Raw genomic sequence first — 20,395 nt, forward strand, 5'->3', positions numbered from 1 at the left:
CTTACCTCCCCGGCGATGATTTGAACAGCATGAGATAGGAGCCTTCGGATAGTTTGATGACGGACGGGTCGGCGGTGATATTGCCGAGGTCGCGATCCTCGAAGCGGATACCGGCTGGGGTGAAGGTCAGTCCGTCGGTGGAAGTGGCGATGCTGATACCGGCGGTGTAGAGATACCATTGGTCATTTTCGTGCCAGACGTCAGGTACTGCGCCGCCGGTGAAGGCGACACCGCGCTCGGTGAAGGTTAGTCCGTCGGTTGACGTTGCCACGATGACTTTATTTCCCTCGACATCGCCGCCGTAGAGATACCAGGTGTCGCCGACTTTTTCCACGTCAGGGTCGAATATGCCTCGTCGCTCAAACCGGATGCCATCCTCTTGGGTGAAATTCACGCCATCATAAGAAATGGCTGAGTAAATCTTGTTGGTTGGCTCGATGCCGTTGGCTGGCCGATTGATGCGGGATTCATTGATATCAAAATAGAACAGGCGAATCCGCCCATCAGCCAGGAGTACGGGAGCTGGATCGGCGGTAGCTTTATCACCTAGGCCGGTGATGGTCAGCAGCTGCCGTTCGCTCCAGGTCTGGCCATTGTCGGTTGATTTCACCATGCCCAGCTGCTCTTTGACGCCGTCAGTGGTCACGTCCACGAAGTAGACATAGATCGTGCCATCCTTGATGACCGCGCCCGGCACCGAGGCGTGCTCGGCCAGTATTTTCCCCGAGGGGGTCCAGCTGGTCAGAGTGGAGCCGGTGGCAAAGGATATTTTGTCGCGGTACGGCCCTTGATTCATGCCTGACCAGTTGTATTGGTTTGGGTCAGCCGCTTGCTGGTTGCTGGTTTTGGTATTGGTGGTCGCGGTGTTATTGTTGTTGTTTGTAGTTTTAGTGCAGGCAGACACGATAAAGGCGAGGCACACGATGATTCCCAAGAGGAGGATTTTTTTAGTCATAGGTGGAGGGTTGGTGATTTTTTAATCAATTTTCTGTTGTTCCCTATAAATCGCTGCGATGGTCGCGCCGTAGGCCAGCCATTCTACCAGGCCCTGCACGGTGAAGTAAAGCAGGGCGCCGGTGGCAATGTTTGTCATGAGGTAGAGCGTGGTCATGGGTGGGATAACGCCAATGAGCCAAGCGAATAATCCGAAGACCAAGCCTTTGCGTACGCCCTGGCCGGGGATGCCCGAATACAGTATGGCAAAAACCCAGGCGAAGACCAGCGCCAGGGTGATATTCATGAGGAGGAGGATGGGCCAGCTGACGGGGATATCCAGGCCCATCGCTGGCGTCCATTTCCAGACGTCAGTCGGCGCCAGCCTGAAGATGTCGCCGAACAGCAGATAGCTGCCGCCGCCGATAATGAAACTCAAGAAATTAATGGCAAGACCGGCTCCAATAACCCGCCGGTAATTTATTGTTCGCATGTTTTGAGTGTTAGTGACACATCAATTCTATTCCAACCCAAACTCTAATACAAGTCAACGCTTATCGTGCATATTTTGCATATCTATCCGTCATTTCGCGAGAGTCCGAGCCATTGAGGCTGGTAGATGATTTTGAGTTATGGCTTTTTATTATATATCAGGGGCCCTACTGCCAGGCCGACGAATATCAGGTAGGTGCTCCACTGGCCGAAGACGGCGCTGGTCGTTTGATTGGGGATGGTAATCATCAGCAGGAGCACGGCAATTTCAATAGCCCAGACAATGCCGTTGGTGAATGCTTGCTGCATTGAGGCGGGCTTCAGCCACTGCGTCAGCCACCAGGTGCAGGCAGCCATAACCAGGGCGACGATGATGCCGACCCACCAGTAGTCAAAGGGTTGCTCCGTGCCAGCCACGATTGAGAGAATGAAAAAGAGGATATTAGTAACGACAAAGAGCACCAGGCCAAAGAGCAGCACGATGATCCATCGTTTGTTTTGTTTTGGCTGGGGGGTGGTTGGCGAATCCATACGCGTTTGTTTATTAATGAAAATGATTGATAGGACTAATTGATAATTATCCAATCCTCGGGATGGTCATGGTCATTGAGCTGGGCAGCTTGCGCGCCGTTGGCAGTTTCTAGCTTACAGGGGTTCGCGTCGCGGTACTCTTTGGTATAGCTTAGGTCGCTTCGCGTTTTAATATTGTCGGAAATGTACTGATTAAATGCTTCATCAGACATGTGGTTGAAGATTGAGTCTAGCGCGCCGAAGGGTGATTCGTAGCCGTCGATAATTTTTGTGCCAGCACCAGCGGTAGCATAGACGAGATCGATGCCATTAGTGGCGACGTGGCCGATCAGTTCACCTGCTTTTACTTTGTCGCCCTCTGAGAGCGTATCAAGCGGCACGAGGTGTTCGAAGCTAGCATTCCAGTCGCTCCCTTTTTGCCCGAGCCACATTTCGCCCTCCAGGCCCTGGGATGGATTGCTGAAGATGCTCATTATTTCACCGTCAAAGGGTGCGTACACTTCCACCTGCTTGCCCTTGTATTCAGGTTTCAGCATGAGATAATGCTTCATGTTGCGTAGCCGCTCGCTCTCGTCCTGCGGCACCACCACGTGTCCCTGGCAACTGCGGAATTTTGAAATTTTTTCCACTTTACTGGTATCGATGAAATTAGCGGTGAGCTCGGGCGGACCGGATGTGCCTTTATCCATTTTCCAGACAAACACACCGCCCACGCCGATGAGGAAAATGACGATGGCTATCCACCAGAAGCGTTTGAGGAATGGTTTTTTTAGTGGGGTGTCCAAATTTTATTTATTATGGGACAAAATTAATAAAGGGATCGTCTTCATTATAGTTTATTTCCTTACCTTGGCCATCGATACAAGTAACTTTTGCGTAATCTTTACCGTCAATTTGCTTTCCAGCTTTAGTTATATTACATGTAGTCGGTGGGACTAAATGACTGGCTGTGTCACGTGGTTTCTTATCGAAAATTGTAATATAGTGGCTGCAGAGGCCCGTAACATATCCTTCGCTATCGTGGTGCAGATTATCCCAAGCACGACCTATGGGGAAGGCAAAGTCGGGTAGGTAGCAATCATCTGATTCACAGACGCTATTCTCGCGGCAGATTGAGCCCCCATCAGTGGTTTTCTGGAGGCACTGGCGGGACGGCTGGTCGTATGAACGGCCAGGCTCAGTTTCGCATTGCATACGTTCGCGCCAGGCGATGCCAAATGGGCTGATGAAGAGGGAAGTACCAGCTATGGCGAAGATGATGATAAGGACCAACCAGTAGCGTTTGAAAAAAGAAGTATGTGGCTGAACGTCCATATATTTATCTTTCGTACTCAACAAAATTTTCGCCTAGGTCCCAGGGGCCGGTACCGCAACGGCTGCTTGAATTTTTCTTGATGCGCAATGTTTCCGCGGTAGGCATGGTTGCCAGAATACTCATGCGGGCGCCACCTCCACGATAGCTTGTCGTGTCATAGCAGTAGATCGTGCCGTCAGCGGTGACCTGGCTGAAATCCCGATTGATTGTCCCACTGGAGGCCGGGACAAAGCTATAAAAACCGCTTTCGATGCCTGCGCTGCTTGCCGATGTTCCGACTGAGAAAACTTGTTTGTCGGTTTGGATATTATCATAGGCGAGTGCGAGATGCGGGTCTTCACCCTGGAGCTGACCCTGTAGATCATAGAACCACACGCCCTGGGCGGTTCCGACTATGTCCACATCCACCGTGCCACAGCGCGGCTCTTTCGTCCGCTTGCCATTATCCGGCCCGATTATTAAGTCGTAGTACTGATCTTTTTGTTCAGTCGGGTAGTAGTCCAAAAAGCACGAAACGAAATTTCGATCTGTGGACCATCGATCTGGGTTGGCGCGATTTACTTGTGGTTCGCGGTAGTCACTTAACCAGATGTCGAGCATGGCTGAACGTCCATCGCCGACGGTGCCGATTTCCTCACCGGCATTAACTTCGATGTTCATCCCCATATAGCTACAGCTGCGATAGGTCTTGCCGCCTGTTTCATATTCATTACAATTCTTTTCCAGCGCGTCCATTTCCGCCTGAATGTTCTGCGCAATTGATCCGATGTGTCCGAATTTTCCTTTCACCTCTTTGCACGGTGAGAATTCGATGGAGTAATCAGTGATTCCGCCACTTTCCTCACTCGACTGGACGCCGACGATCCACATATCCGCTGGTGCGATCAGTGGTTTCGCATTTGATTTCAATCCTGGGGTGAAATATTGCGCGTCGGTGGTTGCCACATACAGGTGATCCGTGGGCAGGGTGTGGCCGGTCGGATTCAGATTACCCAGTGCCGTAATTTGGTAGAAATCTCCGTCTTTGAGGGGAAACACAGTGAAGAGCTCCTTGGTAGTATTGCACGAAGGGAGCGAGTCTTGCGGTTGGGTTAATTCATTTGTTGTATTGGTATTTGTTTGCGCCGTTTGATCTGTCGGCGAATCAACAAAGGTGTTTACTGAAGTATTGGTATTATCCGCATTTTTTTGTGGGATGTTCATGACAATAATAAGCACTACCACGGGGATCAGTAGTATCCACCAGAAGCGTTTGAGGAATGACTTTTTTTGCTTGGCAGGAGGCATGTCCATACCATAGTATCATCCCTCTTTTTGTATGAACTGGCAAATAGTTGGTTTGCGTCAGGCGGTCTTGACAAAGTGCGGCGGAGGTGGTATCCTGCTGTGTTAATTGAGGATGTTCATTCGTATATAACCATGGAGGTATCAAATGACCACAATGGTCGTCTGTCGAGTTGAGGGGACTAACATTTGTAGTATCCCTAACTGTCATCAGCAGTTTGGTGATGGTGACACGGTCTGTGGTGGCGGACACGAAATCGGTCAGGAATATCCTATCGATTTTCCCAGCCCTACCACTGAGTTGCCAGTTCAGCAGCCTGCAGACAGATCCACTGCGTCTGTCGAGTGCTACGCTGATGGTAATAATTGCTCCATATGCCATCAGATGTTTCCTGAAGCAGATGATACGTGTCCGACTGGACACACGATTGGTCAGTTCTACACCAAGTAGGATTAACCATCAATCATCTCTCCACAAATCAAAACGGCCGCCTTACCAGCAGCCGTTTTCTTTTTGGCAATGATGAGCCATTACACTTCAATTACTACCGGCAAAACCATTGGTCGGCGTTCCGTCTTGGTAAAGAGGAACTGACCAATCTGATCACGGATTTTATTCTTGATGAACGCCTCATCTGCCTGGGCGCGAGATTCTTGATCCTTGAGGATCTTGATTACCTTTGTCCGCACCGCACCAAGCAATTGCTGGCTATGCTTCATGTAGATGAAGCCGCGAGAGATGATGTAGGGATTTTCCATGCCGCCGTTTTTGACGAGCGCGCCGGTTTTCTTATCGATGGTGACGATGATGACAAACATGCCATCCTCAGCCAGCATCTGGCGATCCCTGAGCACGACGTGGGAGATATCTCCGACGCCGAGGCCGTCAACGAAGACATAGTCTGAAGGGACTTTTTTCTCCAATGACTTGGCTCCCTGGGGGGTGACTTCCAGCACTTGGCCGTTATCGAGAATAAAGACGTGATCCTTGGGATAGCCGCGGCGGGTAACCAGCTTTTCAGCTTCCTTGAGGAAGTAATGATTGGCGTAGACCGGCAGGAAATAGGTCGGTTTGATTTGCTTCACCACTTCGATCAGGTCGGCGGCAGTGCTGTGTCCGCTCGAGTGAATATCCATGATGTCGCTGTGCACCACATTGTCGCTCATGCGATACATATTGTCCTTCAACCGCTGGATTGTCCGCTCGTTGCCCGGAATGACCGAGGAGGAGAATATAATCGTGTCCGTTTTTTTCACTTTGACGAAGCGGTGGCTGCCATTGACGATGCGAGAGAGGACGGCATTGGGTTCGCCCTGGGCGCCGGTGCAGAGGACGACGATACGCCGCTCGGGGAATTTACTAATTTGGTCAATCGGAACGAGAGTATTTCGACCCGGTTTGATATAGCCAAGTTTTTGCGCTACATCAATGTTCAGTTTCATGCTGTAGCCATCCAGGGCGACTTTCTTGCCCAAACTGCCAGCGAATTCGAGGACATGTTTGATGCGTTCGATCTGGGAGGAGAAGGTGGCGATGATGACACGGCCAGGGGCGTCCTGGATGAGGCGATTCAGATTGTCGTGCATGACGCGCTCGGGCACTCGCTCCTTGGTATTGGTTGACCCGAGACTTTCCAGCATCAGCACGGTCGGTTTGGGAAGCTTGGCGAGCTGATCATAGTGCACCATGGCGCGACCAATGGGATTTTTTTCATAGGTCCAGTCGCCCGGATGGATGACCGTACCCGCCGGGGTTTTCAGAATGACGCCGACCGCATCCATGATCGAGTGGTCGACGGGGAAATAGGTGGCAGTAAAAGCGCCCAGGCGATGCTGGTCAGTGACGCGACTGATCGTGATGGTGCGCAGATGCTTGGCGCCGCCTTTGCGAAAGTCCTCCACGCGGTTTTTTACCAAGGCCAAGGTGAGTGGCCGGCCAATGATCGTGGGGTTTTTTAGTTTTTCCAGCAAAATAGGTGCCGCACCGATGTGGTCGAGGTGGCCGTGGGAGAAGATGACGGCGCGGATGTTTTTTTCTTTTCCCTGGAGATAGGCGACATTGGGCACGATGTAGTCGATGCCCGGCATGTCCTCTTCAGGGAATTGGACGCCCATATCAACAATGACGATGTCATTGCCGTATTCGAAGATGGTCATGTTGCGACCGACTTCCTCCTGGCCCCCGAGGGGGATGATGCGAAGGGCTTGGCCGGACGGCTTACCCGATGAGTGCGTTGATGACTGGGGTGAGCGCGGGGGTTGATGAGATTGATGACGAGGTCTGAAATTTTTTTTCATGTGATTATTAGTTCTGCCCGGGTATCTGTCCAACGAGTGCCGGAGAGGTACAGGAACAGTATTAGTTTTAATAGTAATTAGTAGTTAGTGAGTAGATGATGAGTGAGTGATTTCGAGCTTGGTAATCAGCTCGAGGGTGGCGCCGACAGTAATGGCGAAATTCCATTGACCGACGCGGTGCCGAAGTAATTCATTAGTTGATAATTGTGCCAGGTCGCCCCCCAGTGCCTGATAGCCAGCCTGGGCCCAGGCGGCTACCGCGGGCAATGATTGTGCTTCTGTGGTCCGTTGGTACGGCTTGATGCCGCCTTTGGCGCTACGGAAGTACAGCAGGGAGGGTTTCGTTTTCATAGGAATGCCCGATTCATCGGTAGGAAAGTCGAGCAGTTTCGGCTGGAGTTGACTGATGACGGTGCGGGGGAACCGGTTGGCAAGTTTGTCAGCGCGGCGGAGGCCGATGGCATAGCGGATGAAACGGGCGTCTAAGAATGGCGAGGTAGTAGTGAAGCGCGTGCGGTATAGGGCGATCCCTAGGCCGATGAAATTGCGTACCCGCTGCGTGGCGTAGAAAAGATCCAGTCCATCACCGAACCGATAGCCGGGTTGATAGACTGACTGCGCCATGCGGCGGGGATTAAGGGCTTGGACAAAAGCGGAGTTGGGTGAGAGCGTGGTACTTATTTCCGCGGCAATGCAGCGGTTTACCTGGTGTTGTCGCTCAATCCATTTATCCCAGCCAGAGACATGCAGCATGTCCAGTGCGCTGGCGATGAATCCTTTATCAAAGAGGCTGCTGCGGGCAAATTCGCCGTTGGATCCGGCGAGATGGATGGCCGCTGGGTTAAACGGAACTTTCTGGGCGTAAATGCCGGTGTGCCAGTGCAGGAAAACTTTTTCTCCGCTGGTTACTTTCAATATGTTTTCGGCGGCGGCAGGGTAGTCTTCGGCAGTGAGGTCCACGCGGGAGAAAGGGTAGCCAGTTGCCTGTGCCAGTTGTGCTGCGATGCAGGGGTCGGTTGCCTCGGCATTGCCCATGCAGCCGGTTTGCACATTGCGCTTCAGATGGGAGAGGCCGGCCAGGAGCGCTCGGCTGTCATAGCCAGCGCTTAAGGAGAGTGAGAAATTATTGTGTTCAGGCAATTCTGAGAGCAGTTCGACGAGTAGACTGCCGGCGTCCTGAATGCGCGAGTCGTATCGATTGGATTGGTAGGCCTCCTGCCAAAAGGGTTCTGTTTCAATCTGCAGTTTGCCGCCGGTGCTGATCATGATGCTGGCAGCCGGGACACGTTGTATCTTGGCGTGGAGCGACCGGTTAGCGAGGACGTGGTCAAAGAGTGCTACCTGCGCCAGGGCTTGGTAATCCCATTCCCATGGCAGCTGGGCAGCTCGGCAGCAGTCAAATACGTTTGCGGCATGAACGCATGCCGTTGGCGTTTGATAATAGAAGTACGGGATGGCGGAAACGACGGTAGAGATAAAAATCGTCAGCGGTTTGCCAGAATCGCGGTCGATGCCGTCTGCTACCAGGATGAAGTCTCCTTTGAGTGATGATGGTTTGGTTCCGGTGGAAACACGCTTCAGAATATCAGCTGGCGCTTCAGGTGAATATCCGTGCAGGACAATCGTCGGGTCAGTACGAAAAGAAAATTGCATACAGTCTAAATGTTTTTGGTGGGCGAAACCCCGACGATTCCTCGATGCTCGGAATGTACGGGGCAGGGAGGACATGAGTCAAGGTGTGGTGCCGCGGGGGAGACTTGAACTCCCATGCCCTTGCGGGCACATGGCCCTGAACCATGCGTGTCTGCCAATTTCACCACCGCGGCAAATATGTAATTATGGACAATCAAATCCGTGGAGTTTATCCCGCCGTTTGGCGGGACCATTCGCCCCCAGGATTATTCCCAACCGAGTCGGGTCTTGATATACCAGTTCGTGATGCCATTCAATCGATCCGAGGGGACCGTGATGCGGGCGGCGCCGATACCGTGAATAGATCGGTTCACCGGATAGTCATAGGATGGGCTGAAGAGAAATACCGCCGGCATGTCTGCAATCAAGATATTTTGGAATTCAATATATTTTTGCGCGCGCTCATCAGGGTTGTCGGTTTTGCGCGCTTCTTCCAGCAATTTATCAGCCTCTTTATTGAAATAATTTGCCAGATTGAGGCCGCCATTCAGGCTCTGACTGGAGTGCCAGAAAGGATAGGGATCGGGATCGGTGCCAAGGATTTCACCGTAGAGAAATGCCTCGTAGTTGCGCGGTTTGATGACTTCTTTATCCACGCGATTCGGATTCATTATTTTGAGTTCGACACCCACACCGACTGCCTCCCAATTTTCACGAAGGATGTCGGCAGTTTTTAAATACTCAGGTTGGTCGACGGTCGTTAGGGAGAATTTGAGCTCCGCGCCATTCTTCTGTCGCAGCCCGCCTCCTTCTGGTACTTTCCATCCTTGTTCCTCGAGCACAGCCGCGGCTCGCTCCGCATTGTAATCAAATCGTTCAATAGTGGGATTATAGCCGAGGAATCCCTCGAGGATAGGGGCGGAAACAATAGTGCCCTGGTTATTTAAAGCTTCTGTCAGAATACGGTTTTTGTCCGTAGCCAGGGAGAGCGCCTTGGTTACGTTTTCATTTTTGAAGATATCATTTTTTTGGTTGAAAAAAACGGCGGTGTACTGCGGCAGCTGCAAATGGTGGATTTCAACATGTTTACTCTCCGCAAAACTGTCACGGTAATCCTTGGGAATGTAGCTGATGCCATCGGTATTGCCGTTTTTTAGAGCCGTCAGCGCGGTTTCGAAATCCGGGTAGAATTTGAACAGTAATTGATCAATAAAAGGAGCGGCCGTGTAGTAGCTGTCGTTACGGATGAGTAAATAGGTACGGATGGTGCCGGATTGTTCTTTGGTCAATTCGGAGAATTTATACGGCCCAGAACCAATCGGTCGAGTATTAAATTCAGCTAAACGGAAATTGGCAGGCTGGACATCGCCCCAGACATGCATGGGCAGAATGCCGACGGTAAGATTTGAGAGGAAAGGGGCAAACGGTTCGGGTAGGGTAAAGGTAACCGTGCGGTCATCTATGCGATCGACGGTAACCCCACGGAAGGTAGAGTAGAGCGGGCTCGAGAAGTCAGGGTCAGTGATCAGTTGGAAAGTAAAAACTACATCATCAGCCAGGAGCGCATTGCCATTGTGCCAGGTCAATCCTTCGCGCAGCACCACCGTGTATACTTTCTTATCTTCTGAGAGCGTGTAGGATTCTGCGAGGTCGGGCTGGAGTTCTAATTGTTCATCAAAACGGAAGAGCCCCGAGTAGAGCAGTTTCGATAAGTCGCGATCAACGTCGCTCTGAGCCAGTATCGGATTCACATACGTGGGCTGGCCGATCAGGGCCTCGCTGTATTCACCGCCTGATTCAGGCAGATAGACGACGTGGCGCTGGTAAAAACTGAAAAAGAGAAAGGCAACCCCCAGGATAATGATTCCAGTACACAGGCGGATGATGAGACGTTCTCGTTTCGAGAGGTACTCCGGCACGTACTGCAATTGTTCCCAGGTGGGGAACCGCTTCTTGGCTAATGAAAAAACAAGCTGCCGATCCCATTGGGCGCGCTCATCAGGAAGCGGTGGCCGGATGGGTTCCGCTTGAGGAGTGCTATTCTGTTTGGTACGAAATCGAAGTTTCGAGAAAAATTGTTTCACAGGAGCTTATGCGGGCGATGACTGGCAGACGGTGCCTGGCTAGCGTTGGACTAGGACGTTTGTCAGCGATACGCCGAAGAAAAGGAGACTTAAGACAATGGTTGCAAAAAATAAGGTTTTTTCAAATCCCCGCTTGGTGCGGAAGACGTTTTCGCCACCACCAAAGGCAGATCCCAGGCCGGTACCTTTATTTTGAAGCAGAATTGCAGTAATTAAGAATCCGGCAAGGACGATTTGTGCAATATTGAATATGTTTCCCATATAATGAAAATACGTAACTCAAGTGTTCATGAGTATCAGGAACCATACCAAAGCAAGGCCTACCTGTCAAGCGGGCGTTTGCGCCGGATGATCAGGCGTTGCAGCTCTTTAACCCGGCGGCCAGATACGGCCATGGCCGGATGTTTGCGGCGCTGGCGGCGGGTGGCGCGGCGTTCCAGCGCGGCCTCGATGGCTTCGGGGGTGGATTCGGTCATAATGATTCTTTTATTCGTTTGGCAAGCGTGGCGCCAACCAGACGGGTCAGTGCCTCCATTGATTGGTTGCGAACGTGTCGCACCGATCCAAACTCCTTAAGTAGTTTCTTCTTGGTGTGAGCGCCAACGCCTGGCACATCATCAAGGCGGGAATGGGTAGTCGCCCGGCCATGGCGAGAACGGTAGAAGGTGATGGCGAAGCGGTGCGCTTCGTCGCGCATTCGTTGGATGAGATAGAGCGCCTCGGAGTCAGCTGGGAAATGCAGCGGTGTTTTTCGACCCGGCACAAAGATGGCCTCTTCTTTTTTTGCTAAAGCAATGACTGGGCATGGGATCGTTACGCCCTCACGCACGGTATTCAGTTGACCTTTGCCGCCGTCCAGGATGACCAGGTCCGGTTGCGGCCAGCCCCCCCTCTCCCCAGCCCTCTCCCCCGAAGTGGGAGAGGGGGTGGGTTTTTGGTGCTGGAAACGGCGTTGGAGCATCTCAGTCAGCATGGCAAAGTCGTTTGCGCCGACCACGGTTTTGATTTTGAATTTGCGATACCATTGCTTATCTGGCTGGCCATCGGTAAAGACCACCATGGAGCCGACGGCGTTCGTTCCTTGAATGTTTGAGATGTCATAGGTTTCGATTCGGCGAGGTGGTTTGGGTAATTTTAGTAATTCTTTGAACGCTCCGAGGGCTTGCTGGATCTTGCGCGTGTCTTTTTCCCATGACGCCTTTTGTTGTTCAAGATAGTTGAGCGCATTTTCTCGACCGAGGGTCAGGTATTGGCGCTTCGCTCCGCGCCGCGGTATGATTACGGTAGTCTTAAACGTTTTATTGATGAGGGCTGCATTGGGTAGTGTTGTTGGAACAAGGATGGCGGGCGGGGTATTGGTATGCTGGGCGTAGAACCGTTCGATGAACGCTTGCAGCACCTCAGCATCCGATTGCTCAGCGGTATTGGTCAGTAGGAAGTCCTGCTTAGCAATCAGTTTTCCCTGCCGGACGGCGAAGAGATTGACCGCGGCGCGGGCGCCTTCGCGCGCCACGCTGATAATGTCGTAGTGCTCTTGGCGCGGCGAAACAACTTTCTGCTTTTCCATCATGCGCTCGATGGCCTGGATTTTATCGCGAAGCAACGCCGCTCGTTCAAACTGATGATCAGCCGCGCGCTTCTTCATTTCTTGTTGCAACTCGGTCACGATGTCCTGGTAGTCGCCATTCAAGAAGCGGATAATCCGGTTAATGGTGCGGCGGTAGTCGGTAGGGTCAGCCGGACCCATCAGTTCTGGATAGCGTCGGACGTAGTACTCCAATTGGTGCTTCGATGGCTGGGTGGGGAAGTTACGGTGGGGGAATAATTTACGTAGGGTGTGAAGGGTTTCCCGAACCGCAAAGGCAGAAGTATAGGGGCCGAAATATTTTGCCTTATCCTGGAGGATGCGGCGGACGGTGAAGACCCGCGGGTATTCCTCGGCCAGACTGATTTTGATATAGAGAAAATTTTTGTCGTCCTTCAGGTCAATGTTGTACGGTGGCTGGTGGCGCTTGATCAGGCTGGACTCCAGGAGCAGTGCTTCGGTTTCCGACGAGGTGATGATGTACTCCAGCTTGGCAATCTTCCCCACCATGATCTGCTTGGTGGGCGAGTGCTTTGCCGCGGAATGGAAATAGGAGGAGACGCGGTGCCGGAGCTGCTTGGCTTTGCCGATATACAGCAGGGCGCCGGTCGCATCTTTGAACTGGTAGACGCCGGGTTTGAGAGGGATTTTTGAGAGATTAATGTGTTTCGGGGCAGGCATAGAGCCAGTATAGCATGGCTAGCTCTTGACCAGTCTTGACAGCGGGTGTATACTGGCTTCCGAATTGTTTATCAATTTTTGTGTTACCAGCGTATGCCTGCTCGTACCAAGAAAGCCATTGCCAAGACCCCCTCGACTCAACCGGTTATCTCGATTCGCGGCGCGCGGGTACACAATCTCAAGAACATCTCTCTGGACATTCCCCGGGACAAATTAGTGGTGATTACCGGTATTTCCGGTTCAGGAAAATCATCGCTGGCTTTTGATACCATTTACGCCGAAGGACAGCGCCGCTACGTCGAATCATTGTCCGCCTACGCGCGCCAATTCCTCGGTCTGATGGACAAACCTGATGTGGATCAGATCGACGGTTTATCACCCGCCATTTCTATTGATCAGAAATCGACTTCGCATAATCCTCGCTCGACCGTTGGCACGGTGACTGAGATTTATGATTACCTTCGTTTGCTTTTTGCCCGCGTCGGTACTCCACACTGTCCGCAGTGTGGCCGGATTGTTTCCAAACAAACCATTGAGCAGATCACTGATCAGGTGTTGTCCCTGTCGCAGGGCACCCAATTCATGATTATGGCGCCGGTTATTCGCAGTCAAAAAGGGGAACACAAGAAAGTGGTGAGCGAAGTACGCAAAGCCGGTTATGTTCGTATTCGGATTGACGGGGATCTGTATCCGATTGAGGAAGCGGAAGACATGACATTAGACAAGCAGAAGAAGCACGATCTGGAAGTGGTGGTAGACCGGCTCACCAATGACAAATCTCTTGAGCAGCAGCGCTTGCGTGAGTCACTCGAAGCCGCGCTCGATTTGGGTGACGGCTTGGTTATCATTCATGACGCGGACAAAAAAGTTGATCACTTGTATTCACAGCATTTTGCTTGTCCGCATTGTCATATTAATCTCCCGCCCATTGAACCGCGTAATTTTTCTTTTAATAATCCACACGGCGCCTGCCCTGACTGTACGGGCTTGGGTACTCGACTTGAGATTGATCCGGAAATGGTCATCCCCAATGACCGCCTGACCATCGCCGAAGGTGCTATCCGCCCCTGGGCACGCACCACAGCCAATCAGGCCTGGTATCTCCGGTTCCTGGAGAAGGTGGCGCTGGCGAATGGTTTTTCTCTGGATGTACCCGTGAATACATTGACGAAAAAACAGCTGGACATGATTCTCTACGGAACGGGAACGCAGGAGTACACCATGGATTATTCCAGTGATCGGTTTGAAGGTGAGTTTACTAAGAATTTCGAAGGGGTGATTCCCAATCTGATGCGCCGGTACAAAGAAACTCAATCTGATTATATCCGCTTGGAGATTGAAAAATTCATGCGTGTGTTGCCCTGTCCCACTTGTCTGGGTAAACGACTGAAGCCAGAAGCGCTCGCGGTATTAATTGATAAGAAATCAATTGCCGACATCAGCGCTATGACCGTCGAGCATGCCCGCGATTTCTTCGCCACATTGGCCTTTGCCAGTGAACAGCACAAGACGATTGCCCGGCAGATCCTCAAAGAGATTTCCGCGCGATTGCAATTCCTGAATAATGTGGGTCTCGACTATTTGACGCTGGATCGCGGTGCCTCCACCCTGGCTGGTGGTGAAGCGCAGCGGATCAGACTCGCTACTCAGATCGGTTCTTCACTGGTGGGAGTCGTCTACATATTAGATGAGCCATCGATTGGCCTCCATCAGCGCGATAATGAAAAATTGATAGAAACGCTGATTACCCTGAAAGAGCTTGGTAACACCGTGATTGTCGTTGAGCATGATGAAGGCACCATTCTTGCTTCAGATTATGTGGTAGATATTGGTCCCGGTGCGGGAGAACATGGCGGGCATGTAGTAGCCGCTGGTACGCCGCAGGAAATCATGAAGGATAAGAATTCATTGACCGGTCAATATATCTCTGGCCGATTATCCATCCCGGCACCCAAAGAATACCGCAAGGGCAATGGTAAATATCTCACGATCAAAGGTGCGTCTGAATTCAACCTCAAAAATGTTGATGCGAAATTCCCTCTCGGGAAATTCATCTGTATCACTGGCGTGTCTGGTTCGGGCAAATCAACGCTGATGACCGACATATTGGCCAAGGCATTAGCACAAAAATTCTACCGTGCCAAAGAAGTGCCTGGTAAACATGTTGGTCTGGAAGGCACCGAGCATCTCGATAAGGTCATCGTGATTGACCAGTCGCCGATTGGCCGTACTCCGCGCTCCAACCCCGCCACCTATACGGGCGTCTTTACCTACATCCGTGATCTCTTTTCCCAAGTGCCGGAAGCGCGCATCCGTGGATACTCACCCGGGCGGTTTAGTTTCAATGTCGTGGGTGGTCGCTGTGAAGCCTGCCAGGGCGATGGCCTGGTGAAGATTGAAATGCAATTTTTACCCGACGTCTACGTGGAATGTGAGGAGTGCAAAGGCCATCGGTACAATGCCCAAGCCTTGGAGATTCATTACCGCAGCAAGAATATTTCCGACGTGCTTAATATGACGGTGGAAGAGGCGATGTATTTCTTCCAGAATCAGCCAGCCATCCATAGCAAAATGAAGACATTGTATGAAGTGGGTCTGGGCTATGTGCACCTGGGGCAATCAGCCACCACGCTCTCGGGCGGTGAAGCCCAGCGGGTGAAGCTGGCTACCGAATTATCACGTCGAGCCACGGGCAAGACACTCTACATCCTGGATGAGCCAACCACCGGTTTGCACTTCGATGACGTGAAGCGGCTCTTGAGTGTTTTGAATCAGTTGGTTGATAAGGGAAACACCGTGCTCGTCATTGAACACAATTTGGACATTATCAAATCAGCCGATTGGTTGATCGACCTCGGTCCTGAGGGTGGCAGCAAGGGTGGAGAAATTGTGGCTCAAGGTACGCCGCGTGAAGTCGTGAAAGTGGTGCGCAGTTACACCGGCAAATTTCTCAAACCACTACTGAAATAGGACCTCTTTTCCGATAGTGAAACATCCGTTCCTCATTCCGAACTTGTTTCGGAATCTCGGAGATCCTGAAATGAATTCAGGATGAGGACTATTGTAGCAGTGGAAACTTAAATATCTCCTCCAGCACCCGATCCGTTTCGCAATCAAGGAGAATCTCATGTCCAGAGCGCTCCAGCCAAACGAGTTCTTTGTCGGCACTCGGAATAGTGTCATAGATATGCCGAGCCCCTGATGGTGCGGCGACTTTATCGTTATGTGAATGGATGATGCGCACGGGCTGGGTGACTTTTTCCAGGACACTGTCGAAGTGTTGAGTGCGGAGCCAGAAGTGTCGAAATGCAGTCGAAGGGAACCAGGCATAGCCCTGGTCATTTTTGGCATAGGCGAAGGAGCTGAATTTAGCGATGCTGGGATTGGGCACGCGCGGAATGACGCGGCTGACCACGCGGGTGTAGCGCGCCAGACGAGAGTAGAAGTGGAGGCAGGAGGACAAGAGTACCAGCCCTAAAATTTGTTTCGGGTATTTTGCAGCTAGTTCCAGTGCCAGGAGCGCTCCCATGGAGAGGGCAATGATGAGTATTGGCCGAGTTTTGGGCTGGAGATACTGCAGGGCTTGCTCCACATCGTACTGCCAGTCTTCCCAGCGAGCATTTACCAAATCACCCGGCGTGGTGCCGTGGCCGGCCAGGATGGGGTAGTGCCATTCGATGCCGCGCTTGTCCAATTCAGGAATCACCGCTTCCAGGCTGGAGCGGTGCGAGGTGAAACCGTGGATAAGCAGTACGGCGGGTTTGGGCATAGTGGTAGTGTAGCATAATTTTATTATTAATCATGTATTAATTAATATTATTTTATGGTAATGTGGGTTGGTATGACCGATACAAAATTATCCGGCCACGTCGATTCAGACAAGCACATCGCCATCTACACCGCTGCCGATGGCACTGTCCACCGATTGAGTAGTTATTGCACCCATGAGTTCTGTGATGTGGAATGGGATGGCAATGAAAACAATTGGCACTGCCCCTGCCATGGCGCGCGGTATGCCCCGACCGGCGCCGTCATAAAAGGCCCGGCCACCGAGCCATTGCGTACCCTACGCGATCACGAATAGTATCTTGACACCCGAGCCTCGCCGTGGTAGGTTCGGGCTGTTTTGATATATTGTTCGTTCGTAACTATCATCACAATTCTGCGTGGAGGTGAGGCATGTCTCGTGCATTTCCTACCAAACGGCAGTTGGTGGCCAAGTATCTCGAGTGGGCGCATCGTCTGCCAGGGTATGGGCAGGTGACCGCGGCGATGGTCCGATCAATTCCCGCCGAGGATTTGCGGCGATGGTATTTCAAGGGAGAGTATCCCCGGAAAGGCTGGTCGCATATTGGCAACCAAAATGCAGCCGTGAAGCATTTCTTCGAAGATACCAGTCCGTACATGATCGCGTACACTGAGCAAAAACAGCGTCGCCAGCAGTCCGCCCGGCCGTAGAAGCACCACTTCTACGGCCTGATTATTTTTAAGATCACGCGGAGGGGCTTGACAAAATGGGGGTTTTGCTGTAGTATGGTTGGTTATTGTGAAACAGAAACAAACAGTAGTATTGAACAGGAGGTTCTTTTCATGTCAAAGCAGAGTCAATTATTCAATCAGGCGCGTACGCCCGTCTTCCAACAGAAGAGCTCCATTGGCCGAACCGCTCTGGTTATTGGCCTGATTCTTCTGGCCATTGTCGCGTTTGTCTTCGCGATCAACTACTTTGCTCCCAGGGAGCAGACGATCACGGCGCAGTATCCGCACGGTATCGTGGCTGTCATCAGCTACAATGCCTACCTCGGGTATCCCGTGGTCGACTCGAGCTACACCTTAGCTCAATTGCTGGATGATCCGTGTATCATCAATATCAATTTCGACTTGCGCGAAGCAGACTCAGATGCGCGGGCATATCTCGCTTTCTCGGTGTTCCAAATGGATCCCGAACGAGGCGAATCGTGGATACGGGCGCATGATTCACTGGAAGCAGTGACAATGCCGCTCGGCACCATTTGATGATTGACGTTTCGACGCCAATCATGACCGGGAACATATTTACATGTGTTGCCGGTCTTTTTATTATTTGCCACTTTTCTTGGCGCCAAGAAAAGTGGCAGAAAAGAAGCGCCGGGATTTCTATTCGCGGGGTGCTGATTTGCCTATTCAATATTGGAAGGGCTCAAGAGAAATCCCGGACCCTGTTTCTGAAATTTTGGAGTTCCTAAAACTTTTTGAGTTGCATTGTACTTTTTGAACAGAAGCTGATAGCAGGGTATACTATCTATACTATGCAGCCACTGGAAAAATCTATTCTGGAGACCATTGCGTATTTTGATGTGTTTGATTACCCGTTGGCGCCGTTTGAAGTGTGGCAGTGGCTGTATCGGTCAGATACCGCTGCACCCGGCACCGTATCACTTGGTGAGATAGTCAAGCAGTTGGAGGCATTGAAAACCAATGGGCGGATCGCTGAGCAGTGGGGTTTCTATGCGCTGCCTGGCCGCGCCGAGATTGTTGAGACGCGCATGGATCGCTATCGGTTGGCTGAGCGAAAGTATTTTCGAGTGCAGCGATTGGTACGCTTGTTGCGGTTTGTTCCGTTCGTGCGCATGATAGGGGTTTGCAATACGCTTGCGTATAGTAATAGCCGTCGTGAAGCAGACATTGACCTCTTTGTGATTACCAGTCCTGGTCGCATCTGGCAGGCTCGGTTTTGGCTGGCTGGATTTCTAAAATTTTTCCGTTTGCGCCCGTCGCAGGTGCATACGACTGACACGTTGTGCGCATCATTCTATACAGACCGCCAACATCTTAATCTCGAATCGTTGGCCTTGCCTGAGGATATTTATTTGGCGTATTGGATTGCGCAGGTAACGCCGATATATGACGAGGGCGTCTATACGCATTTTATGGAGCAGAATCGCTGGGTGCGCCTCTACCTGCCCAATCTTCAATCGAAAGTTCTGACGCCCCGGCGTCGGGTACGGGCTTTTTGGGTGCTCCACCGATTGATTGAAGCAATTGCTTGGTGTATTCCTGAACGCGTTTTTAAGAATTATCAGCTCAAAGTTATGCCGGAGCGCTTGCGGTCATTAGCAAACCAGGATACGCGGGTGGTCGTCGATGACACCATGCTGAAATTCCACGATACCGATCGCCGGCAGCAGTATCATGACGCCTGGCGTGAGCGCGTCGCCACACTCGTATGAAATGGTTTTATCGCATGTCCACCTGGTTACTCTACGGCTATGTTTTTTTACTGCCCGGGCAGGCGCGGTGGATTTGGCGCGAGGCGAGTTTAGGTGGCTGGGTGTGGGAGTATGGCCGAGGCAGTCTCTATCTTACTGATTTTTTGTGGGTGGCATTACTTCTGTGCGCCTGGTGTTTTCCCCATACATCAGTACGGATGCGGCAGTGGTGGCTGGCTCTCGGCGCGCTCGTCATTATCGCATTTGGTTCTGTCCTGGCGAGCGTTCATGCTGATACGTCATGGTATGCCTGGCTGCGTTTGCTTCAGGGTATTTCATTGATTTGGATAATCTATCGATTGCGGTTTTCTTGGCGCGGCATATCCATCGCTTTGATCGGCGCTGGCGTCGTGCAGGCGGGTTTTGGCATCTGGCAGTTTTTCTTTCAGGAAGTGATGGCCAGTACCTGGTTGGGCATGGCCTCCCACGCACCGGCCATCCTGGGTGACTCAGTGATCGAGACCACCGCCGGCAGATTTTTGCGCGCCTATGGCACGCTGCCCCATCCGAATATTCTCGGCGGGTTCCTGGCAGTCTGTTTGGTGTTATTGATTCCACTGTTAGCCTCAGTCTATCGCGATTGGAAATATGGCTGGTATGGCGCCATTGGCGTGCCCGCATCATTTGTCATTATCCTTACTGGACTTTTATTCACTTTTTCCCGCTCGGCCTGGTTGGGCGCCGGTGTCGCATTCGTCGGCATGTTCGTGGCCTCGCTTTGGCAGCGCGATCGACTGCGCATGAGGCTATTGTGTCGCGCGGCAGTCTGGGGGATTGCGGTTATTGCCGTCTGTTGGATATTGATACCTGAGCCGTTTCAAACGCATTTAATTGATGGCGGCCGACTGGAGCAGCGATCCTCAGATGAGCGGATGATGGGTATCCGAGATAGTTTCGAACAGCTGGGTCAGACGTGGGTGGCGGGCACCGGTATCGGCGCCAGCACCTACGCGAATTTTCAGGAGCGGCCAACCACCCAGGACGGATTTGCTGAACCGGTGCACGATATATATCTCTTAGTTTTTGTTGAACTCGGCATCTTAGGCGGCATGCTGTTTTTGTGGCTTCTTGGATTATTTATCACTTCCTTCATGCATCAGCTTACTCGGCGACCGCCTGTATCTGATGGGTATATCGCTTTTGCCGTGGCCGTGGCATGTGTGCTCGTCATTGGGCTCTTCGAGCACTTCATCTGGTCGCTCGCTTTTGGTGGGTTACTTTTCTGGCTACTCTTCGGCATGTGGCTGAAAATAGAGACTTTTGGCGTTGTGGATAAATAGCGGAGTAGGGGGCGTTTGACAGGGTAAAAACC

The 20,395-nt window shown here is 51.8% G+C and carries 20 protein-coding genes and 1 tRNA gene; 7 read left to right on the plus strand and 14 right to left on the minus strand.

Annotated elements, in window-relative coordinates:
- Position 1: 1 nt before the first annotated feature.
- From HZC01_02970 to HZC01_02995, 6 genes are all read right to left on the minus strand, one after another.
- Positions 2-955, minus strand: a complete 954-nt coding sequence (locus tag HZC01_02970) for an exo-alpha-sialidase (GenBank protein MBI5037639.1) — start codon at positions 953-955, stop codon at positions 2-4.
- A 21-nt stretch (positions 956-976) separates the two neighbouring features.
- The gene (locus HZC01_02975; GenBank protein MBI5037640.1) at positions 977-1,426 is read right to left on the minus strand and encodes a hypothetical protein; all 450 of its coding nucleotides are present in this window, start codon (positions 1,424-1,426) and stop codon (positions 977-979) included.
- Positions 1,427-1,563: 137 nt separating this feature from the next.
- On the minus strand, positions 1,564-1,956 hold the full coding sequence (locus HZC01_02980; protein MBI5037641.1) for a hypothetical protein: 393 nt from the start codon (positions 1,954-1,956) through the stop codon (positions 1,564-1,566).
- A 35-nt stretch (positions 1,957-1,991) separates the two neighbouring features.
- Positions 1,992-2,741, minus strand: coding sequence for a peptidoglycan DD-metalloendopeptidase family protein (locus tag HZC01_02985; protein MBI5037642.1), 750 nt, complete (start codon positions 2,739-2,741; stop codon positions 1,992-1,994).
- Between the two features lie 10 nt (positions 2,742-2,751).
- On the minus strand, positions 2,752-3,270 hold the full coding sequence (locus HZC01_02990; GenBank protein MBI5037643.1) for a hypothetical protein: 519 nt from the start codon (positions 3,268-3,270) through the stop codon (positions 2,752-2,754).
- A 4-nt stretch (positions 3,271-3,274) separates the two neighbouring features.
- On the minus strand, positions 3,275-4,564 hold the full coding sequence (locus HZC01_02995; GenBank protein ID MBI5037644.1) for a hypothetical protein: 1,290 nt from the start codon (positions 4,562-4,564) through the stop codon (positions 3,275-3,277).
- Between the two features lie 139 nt (positions 4,565-4,703).
- On the opposite strand from HZC01_02995, the gene HZC01_03000 reads away from it, so the two are divergent.
- A complete protein-coding gene (locus HZC01_03000) occupies positions 4,704-5,006 on the plus strand; it encodes a hypothetical protein (protein MBI5037645.1) in 303 nt (100 codons plus the stop codon).
- A gap of 80 nt (positions 5,007-5,086) precedes the next feature.
- Here the strand turns inward: HZC01_03000 and HZC01_03005 are convergent, their stop codons facing one another.
- The 7 genes from HZC01_03005 to uvrC form a co-directional block, all read right to left on the minus strand.
- On the minus strand, positions 5,087-6,853 hold the full coding sequence (locus tag HZC01_03005; protein ID MBI5037646.1) for a ribonuclease J: 1,767 nt from the start codon (positions 6,851-6,853) through the stop codon (positions 5,087-5,089).
- Positions 6,854-6,937: 84 nt separating this feature from the next.
- Positions 6,938-8,506, minus strand: coding sequence for a hypothetical protein (locus HZC01_03010; protein MBI5037647.1), 1,569 nt, complete (start codon positions 8,504-8,506; stop codon positions 6,938-6,940).
- Positions 8,507-8,592: 86 nt separating this feature from the next.
- Positions 8,593-8,679: transfer RNA gene (locus tag HZC01_03015), tRNA-Leu, on the minus strand.
- Between the two features lie 72 nt (positions 8,680-8,751).
- Positions 8,752-10,569, minus strand: coding sequence for a hypothetical protein (locus HZC01_03020; GenBank protein MBI5037648.1), 1,818 nt, complete (start codon positions 10,567-10,569; stop codon positions 8,752-8,754).
- Positions 10,570-10,608: 39 nt separating this feature from the next.
- Positions 10,609-10,830 carry a preprotein translocase subunit SecG gene (secG, locus tag HZC01_03025; GenBank protein ID MBI5037649.1) on the minus strand — a complete coding sequence of 74 codons (222 nt, stop codon included), beginning with the start codon at positions 10,828-10,830 and terminating at the stop codon, positions 10,609-10,611.
- 59 nt (positions 10,831-10,889) lie between these two features.
- Positions 10,890-11,045, minus strand: coding sequence for a hypothetical protein (locus tag HZC01_03030; GenBank protein ID MBI5037650.1), 156 nt, complete (start codon positions 11,043-11,045; stop codon positions 10,890-10,892).
- Positions 11,042-12,835, minus strand: coding sequence for an excinuclease ABC subunit UvrC (uvrC, locus tag HZC01_03035; GenBank protein MBI5037651.1), 1,794 nt, complete (start codon positions 12,833-12,835; stop codon positions 11,042-11,044). The genes HZC01_03030 and uvrC overlap by 4 nt, the downstream gene beginning before the upstream one ends.
- Positions 12,836-12,928: 93 nt before the next feature.
- Between uvrC and uvrA the strand changes: the two genes are divergently transcribed.
- Positions 12,929-15,805, plus strand: a complete 2,877-nt coding sequence (gene uvrA / locus HZC01_03040; GenBank protein MBI5037652.1) for an excinuclease ABC subunit UvrA — start codon at positions 12,929-12,931, stop codon at positions 15,803-15,805.
- Positions 15,806-15,893: 88 nt separating this feature from the next.
- Here the strand turns inward: uvrA and HZC01_03045 are convergent, their stop codons facing one another.
- A complete protein-coding gene (locus tag HZC01_03045) occupies positions 15,894-16,604 on the minus strand; it encodes an alpha/beta fold hydrolase (protein MBI5037653.1) in 711 nt (236 codons plus the stop codon).
- A gap of 72 nt (positions 16,605-16,676) precedes the next feature.
- Here HZC01_03045 and HZC01_03050 point away from each other — a divergent pair, with 72 nt between their 5' ends.
- From HZC01_03050 to HZC01_03070, 5 genes are all read left to right on the plus strand, one after another.
- Positions 16,677-16,919, plus strand: a complete 243-nt coding sequence (locus HZC01_03050) for a Rieske 2Fe-2S domain-containing protein (protein MBI5037654.1) — start codon at positions 16,677-16,679, stop codon at positions 16,917-16,919.
- A gap of 95 nt (positions 16,920-17,014) precedes the next feature.
- Positions 17,015-17,293, plus strand: a complete 279-nt coding sequence (locus HZC01_03055; protein ID MBI5037655.1) for a hypothetical protein — start codon at positions 17,015-17,017, stop codon at positions 17,291-17,293.
- Between the two features lie 132 nt (positions 17,294-17,425).
- Positions 17,426-17,851 (plus strand): hypothetical protein, encoded by a 426-nt coding sequence (locus HZC01_03060; protein MBI5037656.1) that lies wholly within the window; start codon positions 17,426-17,428, stop codon positions 17,849-17,851.
- Between the two features lie 272 nt (positions 17,852-18,123).
- Complete coding sequence (locus HZC01_03065; protein MBI5037657.1) at positions 18,124-19,044, plus strand: hypothetical protein; 921 nt, start codon at positions 18,124-18,126, stop codon at positions 19,042-19,044.
- A complete protein-coding gene (locus HZC01_03070; GenBank protein MBI5037658.1) occupies positions 19,041-20,363 on the plus strand; it encodes an O-antigen ligase family protein in 1,323 nt (440 codons plus the stop codon). The genes HZC01_03065 and HZC01_03070 overlap by 4 nt, the downstream gene beginning before the upstream one ends.
- The last annotated feature ends 32 nt before the right edge of the window (positions 20,364-20,395 follow it).

The organism is Candidatus Kerfeldbacteria bacterium (assembly GCA_016214565.1).
Lineage (GTDB): Bacteria > Patescibacteriota > Patescibacteriia > UBA10025 > JAHIVO01 > JAXDBW01.